8 protein-coding genes are annotated in these 14,069 nt (G+C 72.2%); 7 read left to right on the top strand and 1 reads right to left on the bottom strand.

What is annotated here, in order from left to right; translation table 11 throughout:
• The first annotated feature begins 104 nt into the window (after positions 1–104).
• From H9640_RS03770 to H9640_RS03790, 5 genes are all read left to right on the top strand, one after another.
• Positions 105–1,004 (top strand): alpha/beta fold hydrolase, encoded by a 900-nt coding sequence (locus H9640_RS03770; RefSeq protein WP_191789376.1) that lies wholly within the window; start codon positions 105–107, stop codon positions 1,002–1,004.
• A gap of 666 nt (positions 1,005–1,670) precedes the next feature.
• Positions 1,671–2,783 carry a multicopper oxidase domain-containing protein gene (locus H9640_RS03775; protein ID WP_191789377.1) on the top strand — a complete coding sequence of 371 codons (1,113 nt, stop codon included), beginning with the start codon at positions 1,671–1,673 and terminating at the stop codon, positions 2,781–2,783.
• 201 nt (positions 2,784–2,984) lie between these two features.
• Positions 2,985–6,932 (top strand): ThuA domain-containing protein, encoded by a 3,948-nt coding sequence (locus H9640_RS03780; RefSeq protein WP_191789378.1) that lies wholly within the window; start codon positions 2,985–2,987, stop codon positions 6,930–6,932.
• Positions 6,933–7,028: 96 nt separating this feature from the next.
• The gene (locus H9640_RS03785; RefSeq protein WP_191789379.1) at positions 7,029–9,479 is read left to right on the top strand and encodes an OmpL47-type beta-barrel domain-containing protein; all 2,451 of its coding nucleotides are present in this window, start codon (positions 7,029–7,031) and stop codon (positions 9,477–9,479) included.
• A gap of 174 nt (positions 9,480–9,653) precedes the next feature.
• The gene (locus tag H9640_RS03790) at positions 9,654–11,195 is read left to right on the top strand and encodes an aminopeptidase P family protein (protein ID WP_191789380.1); all 1,542 of its coding nucleotides are present in this window, start codon (positions 9,654–9,656) and stop codon (positions 11,193–11,195) included.
• A 106-nt stretch (positions 11,196–11,301) separates the two neighbouring features.
• On the opposite strand, the gene H9640_RS03795 is transcribed toward H9640_RS03790, so the two are convergent.
• Positions 11,302–12,051, bottom strand: coding sequence for a class I SAM-dependent methyltransferase (locus H9640_RS03795; RefSeq protein WP_191789381.1), 750 nt, complete (start codon positions 12,049–12,051; stop codon positions 11,302–11,304).
• Positions 12,052–12,177: 126 nt separating this feature from the next.
• Between H9640_RS03795 and H9640_RS03800 the strand changes: the two genes are divergently transcribed.
• Complete coding sequence (locus H9640_RS03800; RefSeq protein WP_191789382.1) at positions 12,178–13,185, top strand: ATP-binding cassette domain-containing protein; 1,008 nt, start codon at positions 12,178–12,180, stop codon at positions 13,183–13,185.
• The gene (locus tag H9640_RS03805) at positions 13,182–14,027 is read left to right on the top strand and encodes an ABC transporter permease (RefSeq protein WP_225226647.1); all 846 of its coding nucleotides are present in this window, start codon (positions 13,182–13,184) and stop codon (positions 14,025–14,027) included. Before H9640_RS03800 ends, H9640_RS03805 begins: the two co-directional genes overlap by 4 nt.
• The last annotated feature ends 42 nt before the right edge of the window (positions 14,028–14,069 follow it).

Here is a 14,069-nt window from a genome sequence, read left to right on the forward strand (position 1 = left end):
CACCCCTCGGTGGCCGACCGTCCCCGAGTCCCGCACAGGACGTTCACGCGAGACCCGCCGGGCTTTCGCAGTGCTCCCAGGTGCCCCTGGCAGCATCCGAAGAGATGCGTAAGAGCCAGCCCGCCCTCCGGGCCACCGCCGTCCCGTCCGCCCCGTCGATCGATCTCCTCCCGAGCCTCGCGCAGGCGTCAGCGGCGGGTTCCCCTGCCGCCGTCGTGTTCGTGCACGGGGTGCGCACGTCGAACACGATCTGGGGCCGTCAGCTCGCCCACGTGCGCGACGCGGGCCACCTCGCGGTCGCGGTCGACCTGCCGGGGCACGGCGAGCGGAGCGGCGAGCGGTTCACGCTCGAGCGGGCCTTCGAGATCCTGGACGACGCCGTCGCGTCCTTCCCCGACGACGTCCCGGTCGTCGTGGTGGGCATGTCGCTCGGCGGCTACACGTCGCTCGCGTACGCGGCGAGCCACCCCGAGCGGCTGGCCGGCGTCGTGGCGTGCGCGTGCAGCGCCGACCCGCGCGGCAAGCCCGTCGCCCTGTTCCGCGAGGCCGCGGCCCTCGTGGACACCGCGGGCAGCGCGACCCGCCGTGCCCTGGGGCGTGTGCAGGACGTGCTGCGCGCCGGACGCTCGCTGCCCGGCGGCGTGCGAGCCTCGGCACAGCTCACGGGTGCCGGGTCGTTCGCGGACCCGCAGCTCCCCGGCCGGCCCGCGTGGCAGGTCGTGACCGACGTGCTGCACGAGCTCGCGGGCCGCTCCTCGCGCGCGGACCTGCGCGCCGCGAACGTTCCGGTGTGGCTCATCAACGGGCAGCGGGACCACCTGCGTCTCGACGAGAAGCGCTACCTCGACACGGCCCCGGGCACCGCGCTCGTGGTCGTGCCGCGGGCCGGCCACGACGTGAACCTGGACGCCCCCGACGCCTTCAACGCCGCGCTGACCCGAGCGCTCGGCGATCTCACGAGCCGCTGGTCCCCTGTCCGTCGCGGCGAGCTCGCCGCGGCCTGACGCTTCCGGGCAGCGGCCCCGTTCGACGGTCCCGGGCAGCGGGCTCGGCTCGGAGGGGCCCGGGCAGCAGACTCGGCTGCGAAGCGCGTGTCGTGCCGCGCCGGCCCCTCGGTGAGCCTCGCGCTCGGGTGGGCCGGCGCCGTCGGGCAGGGGGCCACGCGTCGTGGCGACCTGAGGGCGGAGCGCCCCCGACCGGCCGGACAATGACGCCCAGCACGCGCGTATTGTCGCTACACAATTTGAAGTCTGCCACTTAAAGAGCACCTTTTGTGTGTTGACGACAGAACTTTCGTCTATCTGTTGACATAGCCCGAACCGTGCGTTCTGATGATTGACAGTTGCTCCTGGAAATCACCGGGGGACCCGGATCTCCTGCTCGGGGCAGGTCGGAGACCCGGACCGACGGTCGGCGCGCACGCATCGTCGCGTGCACCGGCTCGGCCACCCGTGGCCACCGACCTCGCCCCGTGACACGGGTTCCCACCGATCGATCGGTGTGCGCCCCTGTCGCTGACGTCCGGCGAGCGCGACCTGTCGCGCACGCGGGACCGACACCCCGCTCCGGGGCCGCTGCCCCGGGGTCCGTCGACCGAGAGACGTGGCGTGACGCGCCGCGGCGCGCCGTCGCGCCGCACGGGCTCGCCGTCCGCGTCCGGAAGGACATCCATGAGCGACCCGACGACCGAGCTCCTGCCCGCGAACCCCCTGTCCAGGCGATCGCTGCTCCTCGGAGCAGGCGTGCTCGCAGCGGCGCCCGTCGCCGCGTACGTGCTCGGCCCGGGCGGCGCCGTCGCCGCCGCTCCGGCAGCCGCGGCCACAGCCACGCCGAGCGCGACCGTGCGGCGGATCACGATGTACGCCGAACGCATCGCGGACGGCCTGGTCGGCTACGGGCTCGCACCGGGCGCGGCGACCGTCCCCGGTCCGGTCCTCGAGATGTGGGAGGGCGAGACGCTCGAGATCACGCTCGTGAACACGACCGACCAGCGCCTGTCCATCCACCCGCACGGCGTCAACTACGACGTGAACAGTGACGGGAGCCCGTTCAACGACTCGTTCAACGAACCCGGCGAGACACGCACCTACGTCTGGTCGACCGTGCCCATGGCCCGGGACCGCGGCATCTGGATGCCCGGGAGCGCGGGCTACTGGCACTACCACGACCATGCGTGGGGAGAGCACGGGACGCCCGGCGTGGCCGCAGGGCTCTACGGTGCGCTCGTCGTCCGCCGGGTGGGAGACGTGCTTCCCCAGAAGCAGTTCACGGTGGTCTTCAACGACATGCTCATCAACAACCTGGCCGCCCCCGACACCCCGATGTTCGAGGCGAAGCACGGTGAGCGGGTCGAGTTCATCTGCATCGGCCACGGCAACACCTTCCACACGTTCCACCTGCATGCGCACCGCTGGGCCAACAGCCGGACCGGGCTGCTCCAGGGCAGGGACGACCCGAGCCAGGTGGTCGACAACCGCGACCTCAACCCCGGTGACTCGTTCGGCTTCCAGGTCGTCGCCGGGCTGGGGGTCGGTCCGGGAGCCTGGATGTACCACTGCCACGTGCAGTTCCATGCCGACGGCGGGATGGCCGGGATCTTCCTGGTCCGCAACGCGGACGGCAGCATGCCGCCGGGCGCGCAGGAGTCGATCGACCGTTTCCGGGGGCACGGGGGGCACATGAGCGCCCCGAGCGCGCCAGCGGACCCCGCGGACCCCGCAGCTCCTGCAGACCCCGCAGCTCCCGCAGGTCCGGCAGGTCCGGCGGGTCACGCCGGTCACTGAGGTCCGGCGACCCAGCAGCCCGGCTGACCAGAAGCGCTGTCCACCTGCTACCGGCCCGCCGCTTCTCCCCCGAACCACCACCGCTCGGCGCCCGGGTCCCCGGGCGCACCGCACCGATGACGAAGGAGTTGGAGAGTGCTTTCGAGACGAGCAACATCCCCCACCACAAGAGGCCGATCCCGGCCGCGAGCCCTGCGAACCATGGCCGTCGGGCTCACGAGCCTCGCGCTCGTGGCTGGTGCGACCATGGTCCCCGCCTCCGCCCAGGTGGATCCCACCACCGGGGTTTCGGCATCGACGGTCCAGGCCTCCCCCGTGCAGGCGGCTCCTGCCCAGGCGGCCCCCGCCGGGACGGCCCCTGTCCGTGTCCTGGTGTTCCACGGAGCCCCGGACGTGCAGGACGACCCGGTCGTCGAGGCCACCCAGGCCTTCACCCAGCTCGGCGCCGAGCACGGGTTCGAGGTCGTCGCGTCGTCCGACCCCGCCGTGTTCAGCCAGGCCGCGCTCGGTGAGTACCGCGGCGTGGTCTTCCTGTCCGCCGAGGGCACCGAGTTCAGCGCTGCTCAGGAGGCGGCACTCAAGGACTACGTCAACGCCGGCGGTGGCTTCCTCGGCGTGCGCGACGCGGCGCGCGCCCACGAGGCCTCGCAGTGGTTCACGGGACTCGTCGGTACGCGCATCGCCGGCGCACAGCCCGACCCCGAGGACATCGCCGAGGTCACCGCGAGCGCCGACAACCCGCCGAACGAGGACGTCGGGAACCTGGTCGACGGCGACCCCGGCACCAAGTGGCTGGCGTTCGAGACCGCGGCGACGATCACGCTGCGGCTCGACGAGCCGGTCGCCCTGGCGCGCTACACGCTGACGTCGGCCAACGACTTCGACGGTCGTGACCCGAGGTCGTGGACGCTGCAGGGCTCCACCGACGGGCAGACGTGGCAGGACGTCGACGCGCGGATCGACGAGGACTTCCCGCAGCGCTTCCAGGGTCGGGACTTCGACGTCGAGAGCGACACCGCCTATGGCTGGTACCGCCTGAGGATCACGCAGAACCGGGGCGAGAGCTCCACCCAGCTGGCGGAGATCTCGCTCTTCGGGCCCGACGCCGTCGAGCAGCCCGAACCCGAGCTCCCCGTCGAGCAGCGCACGGTCGACCTCGTCGACCGCCAGCACCCCGCCACGGCTTCCCTGCCTCTCACGTGGGACCGCGAGGACAAGTGGCTGGGCTGGTCCGACAACCCCGCCGGCCAGGTGCACACGCTCGCACAGCTCGAGCCCGGACCGGGCGCAGGACCGACGACGTCTCCGTTCGAACCCGTGTCCTGGTGCCGCGACTACGACGGCGGCCGGTCGTTCTTCACCGGCATGGGCGGCACCGCGGGGAGCTGGACCGACGCATCCTTCCGCGAGCACCTGCTCGGTGCGCTGCAGTGGACGACCGGCGTCGTGCGGGGCGACTGCCAGGCGACGATCGCCTCGAACTACCGCGTCGAGCGCATCACGGCCCCGAACACGGCCGGCACGCTCGACCAGGTCGGCGAGCCGCACGGCCTGACGATCGCCCCTGACGGCACGGTCTTCTACGTCGGGCGCGGGGCGTGCCCGACCGGACCGGTCGTGAGCTGGGAGAACCCCGACGTGGGCCTCGGCTGCGGCACGATCCACGAGTGGGACCCCGACACCGGCGCCGTGAGCCTCCTCACGACGCTCGACGTCATGGGCAACCGGGGCAGCGGCAGCGAGCTCGTGAAGAACGAGGAGGGCCTGCTCGGCATCGTCCCCGACCCGGACTTCGCCCAGAACAGGTGGATCTACGTCTACTGGATGCCGCACGAGTCGATCGACCGTGAGAGCCGGGTCGGTCAGCGCACCGTCTCGCGGTTCACCTACGACCCCAAGGGCCCGAGCATCGACCAGAACACCCGTGTCGACCTGCTCGAGTGGGACACGCAGATCCACAGCTGCTGCCATGCGGGCGGTGGCATGGCGTTCGACGACGCGGGCAACCTCTACGTCGGCTCGGGCGACAGCAACTCGTCCGGGGGCTCGGGCGGCTACTCCGGGAACAACTGGACCCAGGAGTTCGGGGGCATCAGCTTCCAGGACGCGCGCCGCACGTCGGGCAGCACGAACGACCTCAACGGCAAGATCCTGCGGATCCACCCCGAGGACGACGGCACCTACACAGTCCCCGAGGGCAACCTCTTCCCCGCGGGCGAGTACCCGGCGGACAAGACCAGGCCGGAGATCTACGTCATGGGCGTGCGCAACATCTCGCGCCTGCAGATCGACCCCGACACCGACTGGCTGACGGCCGCCTGGGTCGGACCGGACGCGACCCTGCCCGACCCCGAGCTCGGCCCCGCGAAGTACGAGACGGCGACGATCATCACGTCCGCCGGCAACCAGGGCTGGCCCTACTGCATGGGGAACGGTCAGCCGTACCGCGACCGGAGCAACGAGGACGCGAGCGTGCTCGCGGGCTGGTACGACTGCGACAACCTCAAGAACACCTCGCCGCGCAACACCGGCCTCGTGGACATCCCGCCGGCACGCGACAACATGATCTGGTACTCCCCGAGCGGCGGCGGGCCGGTCTTCCCGGAGGGCGAGGACGGTATCCCGACCTACGTCGACGACGAGGCGACCTACACGATCCCGTGGCTGCGGGGCGGTGGTCAGGCCGTCATGTCCGGCCCGACCTACCGGACCTCGCAGGTCGACCCGAAGAGCGACGTCGCGTGGCCCTCGTACTGGGAGGGCAAGTGGTTGCTCGGTGACCAGTCCAACCCGAACAACCGCACCGCGGTGACGGTCGACCCGGAGACCGTGGGCGAGCAGGGGGCCCCGGCGTTCATGGAGGACCTGCGCCACATCATCCCGGGCGGTCGCGGCGACGAGCTGGTACAGAGCTGGATGGACGCGAAGTTCGGTCCCGACGGCGCGCTGTACCTGCTCGACTACGCCGGTGGCTTCTTCAGCCTCGACCCGAACCAGAAGCTCGTGCGCGTCACCTATCAGGGTGGGGCTCCCACCCCGGCCGTGACCGCGTCGGGGACGAGCGTCCAGGGTGACCCGCTCACGGTCGCCTTCTCCGGCGAGCGCTCCGGTGGCGTGTCCTACCACTGGGAGTTCGGCGACGGCACCACCTCGCGCGAGGCGAACCCGCGGCACACCTACGCACGGGTCGGCTCGCACGAGGCGACGCTCACGGTCACCTACGCCGACGGCACCACCGCCACGGCCACGGCCGACGCGACCAGCACCTGCACGATCCCTGACGGCCGCAAGACGGTGTTCTTCGGGGAGGTCGACTCCGGGGTGGCGAACGCCGACCTGGGCGGCTGCACGATCAACGACCTGTTCCAGGACGAGAAGGAGTGGAAGAACCACAACCAGTTCCTGCAGCACGTCAAGGCCGTGGCGAAGGGCCTGGTCGACGACGGCCGCATCAAGGGCGCGGAGCGCCGGGACCTGGTCAACGCCGCGGCGCGCTCGCAGATCGGCGTGGAGCCCGGCGGGTACCGGACGATCTTCGACGGCACCGAGAAGTCGCTGTTCGACTGGGTCCAGCTGCCCGGTGGGAAGTTCGACCTGCGGGCCGACGGGTCGCTGCGATCGTCCGGGGGTCTGGGGATGCTCTGGTACGAGGCGGAGGAACTCGGGGACTTCTCGGTCAAGCTGCTCTTCCGCGACGTCTCACAGGGGGCCGCGTTCGCGAACAGCGGCGTCTTCACGCGGTTCCCCGACCCGACGGCACCCGGCGACGCCGAGTGCGCCGAGGGACAGTCCCCGGCGTGGGTGGCGATCTCGTGCGGTCACGAGATCCAGATCTACGACGGCCCGACGGGCGAGCCGCAGAAGACGGGCTCGGTCTACAACTTCGACCCCGTCGGTCGTGACGACGCCGGGCTCACCCCGAAGGGCGAGTGGAACGAGTACGAGATCCGGGTGGTCGGGCAGAAGTACACGATCATCCGCAACGGCGTGGTCATCAACGAGTTCGAGAACACGCCGGGTCAGGAGTCCTCGCGTGCGGGCGACCCGCCGACGGACCTGCGTCAGTTCGACCGCGGGTTCATCGGGCTGCAGAACCACGGGAACGCGGACCTCATCGAGTTCCGCGACATCCGGGTGGCGGACCTGTAGCACCCGGCCCGGGGGGGGGGGGCGGCGCACGCCGCCCCCGCTGACCGTCGCACGACCCCACCAACAGCTCTGCACATCGACGAGGAGTGCACACCCATGGAACGAAGAAGTTCACGAGCGCGCGGCGCACGACGGCTCATGGCCGCCGTGGTCGCCGGCCTCACCGCTGCCACGGTCGTCTCCGTCGCCCCGGCGACGGCCGTCCCACCCACCACGAGCCTGTCGTCCGCGACGACCGCGACGACGGTCGCGGCCGAGCAGGTGCTGACCTGGACCGGCGACAACAGCGTCACCGACTACAAGGCCTTCCCGGCGACGGCCACCGCCGGCAAGGCGACGATCGTGTTCGAGAACAGCATCGCGACCGGCAGCACGTTCGGCATGAGCCACACGCTGACCTTCGACACGTCGACTCCCGGCTACAACCACGACGTCACGCTCGACATCCTGGCGAGCCCGTTCGACGCGAGCGGCGGCAAGCACGTGGCCGAGGTCGTCCTGACCCCGGGCACGTACCGCTACTTCTGCGCGATCCCCGGCCACGGCGAGATGTGGGGCGAGCTCGTCGTGACTGACGGGGGCGGGGGCGGCGACGACACGACCGCGCCGTCGGTCGCTGCCGAGGTGACGGGCGAGCGCGACGGCGACGGCGCGTACCTCGGCGGCGCCACCGTCACGCTCGCTGCGACCGACGACGGCTCGGGCGTCGCCGGGGTCGAGTACGACCTCGACGGCGCGGGCTGGCGTGCCTACGACGCTCCGTTCGTCGTCGGCACGGTCGGCGAGCACTCCCTCCAGTTCCGCGCGACGGACGAGGCGGGCAACACCTCGGACCCGCAGACGGCGACGTTCACGGTCGTGGAACGGGGCGGTGAGGAGGACACGGTCGCGCCGACCGTGACCGCCGAGGTCACGGGCCGGCAGGACGCCGCCGGGGCGTACGTCGGCTCCGCGACGGTGACCGTCGCGGCCCAGGACGAAGGGTCAGGCGTCTCCTCGATCGAGGTCGACGCGCACGGGGGGCACTGGATGCCCTACACCACGCCGGTCGCGATCACCGAGCCGGGCGAGCACACCGTCTCCTACCGCGCGACCGACGCGGCGGGCAACGTCTCCGAGGTCGGCACGACGACGTTCACGGTCGTCGCGGGCGACGGCGAGCAGGACACGACCGCCCCGACCGTGACCGCGGAGGTCACGGGCGAGCAGGACGACGCGGGTGCGTTCGTCGGGTCCGCGACCGTCGCCCTCACGGCGACGGACGACGCCTCGGGCGTCGCGTCCGTCGAGTACGACCTCGACGGCGCGGGCTGGGCCCCGTACACGGGTCCGGTCGTCGTCACCGGGCCGGGCGAGCACCAGGTCGCGTTCCGTGCGACCGACACGGCGGGCAACGTGTCCGAAGACGGCGTCACGACGTTCACCGTCGCCGAGGACGGTGGCGGCCAGGACACGACCGCCCCGGCCGTCGTGGCCGAGGTCGGCGGCGAGCAGGACGGGACGGGCGCGTACGTCGGGTCCGCGGCCGTGACCCTCACCGCGTCCGACGAGGGATCGGGCGTCGCGTCCGTCGAGTACGACCTCGACGGCGCAGGCTGGGCCCCGTACACAGGTCCGGTCGTCGTCACCGGGCCGGGCGAGCACACGCTCGTCCACCGTGCCACGGACGAGGCGGGCAACGTGTCCGAGGTCGCGTCCGTGACCTTCACGGTCGTGGGGGCGCAGCCCGGTGACACGGTCGCTCCGGTGGTCAGCGCCGACGTCTACGGCGCGAAGAACAGCGCCGGCGAGTACGTGGGCCGCGCGCTGGTCCGTCTCGCCGCGACCGACGAGGACTCGGGTGTCGCCACGATCGAGTACCAGGTCGACGGAGGGACCTGGTACCGGTACGCGTCGCAGGTCGCGGTGTCGACGCCGGGGCAGCACACCGTCGCCTTCCGGGCGAGCGACGTCGCGGGCAACACGTCGGCTGCGAAGAGCATCACGCTCGTCGTGGCGTCGACCGTGCCCGACGACACCGTCGCCCCCGAGGTGACGGCGACCCTCAGCGGGAGCCGGGACCTGCGCGGGGCCTTCCTCGGCACGGCGACGGTCACCCTCGTCGCGACCGACGAGGGCTCGGGCGTGGACCGGACCGAGCTCCAGGTCGACGGCGGGGTCTGGCAGCGCTACGCGGCGCCCGTCGTCATCGCCTCGGACGGGAACCACACCGTCTCCTACCGCGCGACCGACGCGGCGGGGAACGTCTCGAAGGTCAGGTCGGTGATCTTCACGATCGTCGTGCAGGGGCGTGACCGGTGCCCCGGCTCCGACGTGCGCCCGACGGTCGTCATCGACGGCAACGACAGCACCGTCACCAACGTGGACACCGGGGACGGCTGCACGATCAACGACCTCGTCGCCGAGGGCGCCGACTACCCGAACCACCGGACGTTCCTGCAGCACGTCAAGCAGGTGACACGGGACCTCGTCGACGACGGCGTCATCCGACCGGTCGAGCGGAGGCGGATCGTGGCAGCGGCCGAGCTGTCGGACATCGGGCGCTGACGAGGCAGATGCCCGTCGGGGACCGGAGGTGACCGGACAGGTGGTCTCGGAGTCGTCCGAGACCACCTGTCCTGCGCTCCCTGCTCCCCGGCCGGGGCGGGCCCGGCGCCCGAGGCCGAGCGCCGCCGTCGAGCCGCACGCCCCTTCCCCGGCACCGATGGGAGACTGGTACCCATGAGCAACGACACCACCCCTGTCAGCGCGCCGGCCGCGGAGTCCGAGCAGGAGATCGCCGCCCGGAACGACAACCGGTCGCACCGGCCCGACTCCGAGGCCTTCAAGGCGTTCATCACGAGCGGCTGGGCGCCGCGCGCGAGCAGCGACGTCGAGGCCGGCGTCGCCGCGCCGTACACCGCGGCCCGCCGCGCCGAGCTCTCGGCGGGCTTCCCCGGCGCGCGCCTCGTGATCCCCGCCGGGCCGCTCAAGGTCCGTTCGAACGACACCGACTACCGGTTCCGCCCGCACTCGGCGTTCGCGCACCTCACGGGCTTCGGCACCGACCAGGAGCCCGACGCGGTCCTCGTCCTGCACCCGGTCGAGCCCGGCACGGGCGACGACGGCTCGAACCACCACGCCGTCCTGTACGTGCGCCCCCTCGCGGCGCGCGACACCCAGGAGTTCTACGCCGACTCGCGCTACGGCGAGTTCTGGGTCGGCGCCCGCCCGAGCCTCGACGACGTCACCACCGTGACGGGCATCGAGGCCGCGCACATCGACGAGCTGCGCGACGCGCTCGCCAAGGACGTGGGCGAGCACGTCGTCCTGCTGGTCGTCACCGGGGCCGACGAGAACATCGAGGCCCTGGTCGAGGCCATCCGCCTCGAGAACGGCCAGACCGACGACGCCGCGGCGGACGCCACGCTCGTCGAGGCCGCCTCCGAGCTGCGCCTCGTCAAGGACACGCTCGAGATCGCGCACATGCGCGAGGCCGTCGACGCGACGATCGAGGGCTTCGCCGAGGTCGTGCGCAACCTTGCCCGCGCGACCGAGCACCGCCGCGGCGAGCGCGTCATCGAGACGACGTTCGACGCGCACGCCCGCCTCGAGGGCAACACGGTCGGGTACGAGACCATCGCGGCCGCGGGCGAGCACGCCACGACGCTGCACTGGATCCGCAACGACGGCCAGGTCCGCGCGGGCGAGCTCGTGCTGCTCGACGCGGGCGTCGAGGTCGACTCGCTCTACACGGCCGACGTCACGCGCACCCTGCCCGTCGACGGCACCTACACCGACGTCCAGCGCCGCATCTACACCGCAGTGCTCGACGCCGCCGACGCGGCCTTCGCGGTCGCCGTCCCGGGGGCCCGCTTCCGCGACATCCACGCCGCTGCGATGGAGGTCATCGCCGAGCGCCTCGCCGAGTGGGGCCTGCTGCCCGCGACGGCCGAGGAGTCCCTCGCGCCCGAGGGCCAGTTCCACCGCCGCTGGATGGTGCACGGCACGAGCCACCACCTGGGCCTCGACGTCCACGACTGCGCGCAGGCGCGCCGCGACCTGTACGTCGACGGCGTCCTGGAGCCCGGCATGGTCTTCACGATCGAGCCCGGCCTGTACTTCAAGAGCGACGACCTCACGGTCCCCGAGGAGTACCGCGGGATCGGCGTCCGTATCGAGGACGACGTCCTGATCACGCACGACGGCAACGAGAACCTCTCGGCAGCGCTCCCCCGCCGCCCCGAGGACATCGAGGCCTGGATGGCGTCGTTGCGCGACTGAGCACGACGCGTCGCGGCCCGACCGACGACGCACCAGCACGACCGCAGCACGACGAAGGCGGCGGTCCCGAGATGTTCTCGGGGCCGCCGCCTTCGTCGTGCCGGTGTCAGACGGCGCGCGCCACGACGAGCAGCTCGCCCGCGCCTTCTCCCACGGGTTCGCACGCCCACCCGCCGAAGACCTGCTCGACGGCGAACCCCGCCGCCTCGACGCTTCGGCGCACCTCGCCCTCGGGGCGGAACCGGAGCGTCGCGGTGCTCAGGAGCTCGTCCCCCTCGGGCATCTCGTAGCCGAGCGTGAAGTCGACGACGCCGTCGCGCTCACCCGTGATCTCGCACCAGGTCTGGACGACGCGCCCGTCGCTCAGGACGACCGGGTCGCGCTCGTCGGGCGTGTGCCACGTCTCCCACGCACGGTCGCGAGGGTCGCGGGTGTCGAACACGAGGATCCCGCCGGGGACGAGGGCCGCGCGGACGTCCGCGAGGACGCCCGCCCACTCGTCGTCGGCGACGAAGAACTGGGCGACGTGGCTCGTCATGAGGGCGACGTCGAACGCGCCTGCGGGCGCGTCGGGGGACGTCCCGTGGATCCAGGTCACGGCGTCGGCACCGGGTCGGCGCCCGGCCGCGTCGAGCGACGCGCCGGCGGGGTCGATGCCCGTCACGCGGTGCCCCGCGGCCGCCAGCGCCACGGTCAGCCGTCCTGTGCCGCACCCGAGGTCGAGCACGCGCGGGCCCGGGCCCTCGGTCGCGCGGGCGAGGAAGTAGTCGTCGTCCGGACCCCAGGTGTTCTGGGCGTCGTAGACCTCGACGAGGCGGGCCTCACGGAACTCGGCCTGGTGCGTGGCGGTGTGCATGCGGCCACGCTAACGGGCGCCTCGTGGGCGGTCACGAGATTTCCCTCTTGTGTACGCCACACACAATGCGTATGGTCTACACAGTGTAGGGAGCACACACAGTCTGCGACGCACACGGAGGTAGCGATGCCCGACCCCATGATCGACGTCCGGGGCCTCACCAAGGCCTACGGATCCCACGCCGTCCTGCAGGGCGTGGACCTGACCGTCCGGCGCGGCGAGATCTACGCGCTGCTCGGACCCAACGGCGCGGGCAAGACCACCGCCGTCAACATCCTCACGACCCTCGTCCGACCGGACGCAGGGACCGCGAGCATCGCGGGGCACGACGTCGTCCGCCAGGCCGCGAGGGTCCGCGAGGTCATCGCGCTGACCGGCCAGTACGCCTCGGTCGACGGGTTCCAGACGGGCGAGGAGAACCTCGCGATGATGGCCACGCTCGCACACCTGCCCCGCGCCGTCGTGGCGGCCCGCACGGCCGAGCTGCTCGACCGCTTCGACCTGACCGACGCCGCACGGCGCCGCGTCGAGACCTACTCGGGCGGCATGCGCCGCCGCCTCGACCTGGCGATCAGCCTCGTCGCGGACCCTCAGGTCCTGGTCCTCGACGAGCCGACCACCGGCCTCGACCCGCAGTCCCGCACCGAGCTGTGGGACGTGGTCCGCGAGCTCGCCGCCGACGGCATCACGGTCCTCCTCACGACCCAGTACCTCGAGGAGGCCGACCGCCTCGCCGACACCATCGCGGTCCTCGACGGCGGGCGGATCGTGGCCCGCGGCACCGCGAGCGAGCTCAAGGCCCTCGTCCCGGGCCAGCACGTGCGGGTCGACGTCGAGGACACGCGCGCCCTCGCGGCCGTCCAGGACCTCGGGCTCGAGATCTCCGGGACCGACCCCAAGGACCTCGCGGCCATGGTGCCCACGACCGACCCCCTCCGCACCGTCCGTGACGTCCTCGCGCTGGCCGACGAGCGCGGCATCCCCGTGACGGGCGTCAGCGTGGTCAAGCCCTCGCTCGACGACGTCTTCCTCGCTCTCACGGGATCGCGGGCGTCGCGGGCCGCGAGCCCGTCCGCAGCCCCCGGCCCGGCCGACCAGCAGGCACCCGCACCGACGAAGGCAGGCACCCGATGAGCACCACCGCCCCAGAGACCGCACGGGCCACGCGCCCCACCCCCGGCCGCCGGGCGGCGAGCACCGCCCGCAGCACCCGGCACTCCCCCGCGGCCGCGCTGCGCGACGTCTCGGCCATGACCGGCCGCGAGCTGCGCCGCACGCTGCGCAGCGTCGACGGCCTGGTCACGGCCCTCATGCTGCCCGTCCTGATCATGCTCGTGTTCGTCGTCGTGTTCGGCGGCGCGATCGAGGACGACGGCAGCTACGTCGGCTACGTCGTGCCCGGGATCCTGGTCCTGTGCCTGGGCTTCGGCTCGGCGACGGCCGCCCTCTCGGTCGCGCAGGACATGACGAGCGGCACGATCAACCGGTTCAAGACCCTGCCGATCTTCGGCCCGTCGGTCCTGTGGGCCCACGTGCTGGCCAGCACGGTCCGCAACCTCGTCTCGGCGACCCTCGTCCTGCTCGTCGCGGTCGCGCTCGGCTTCACCCCCGGCGCGGACCTGGGCGGCTGGGTGGGCGTCGCGGGCTACCTCGCGCTCATGGTCCTGGCGTTCACCTGGCTGAGCTGCCTCGCGGGCCTGGTCCTGAGCGTGGACGCCGCAGCGAGCTTCAACATGTTCTTCCTGTTCGTGCCGTACCTGTCGAGCGGTTTCGTCCAGGTCGAGACCATGCCCACGTGGTTGCACGGCTTCGCGATGCACCAGCCGTTCACGCCCATCATCGAGACGTTGCGCGCGCTGCTCTCGGGCACCTCGGCCGCGGGGAGCCTCGTGCCCGCGATCGCGTGGCTCGTCGGGATGTTCGCGGTCTCGTGCGCCCTGGCCTCGGTCCTGTACCGCCGCCGGACGGCGCACTGAGCGCGGACCTGAGCGGACGAGCGACACGGTCGCCGTGGCCCG

The organism is Oerskovia gallyi, assembly GCF_014836745.1.
GTDB lineage: Bacteria > Actinomycetota > Actinomycetes > Actinomycetales > Cellulomonadaceae > Oerskovia > Oerskovia paurometabola.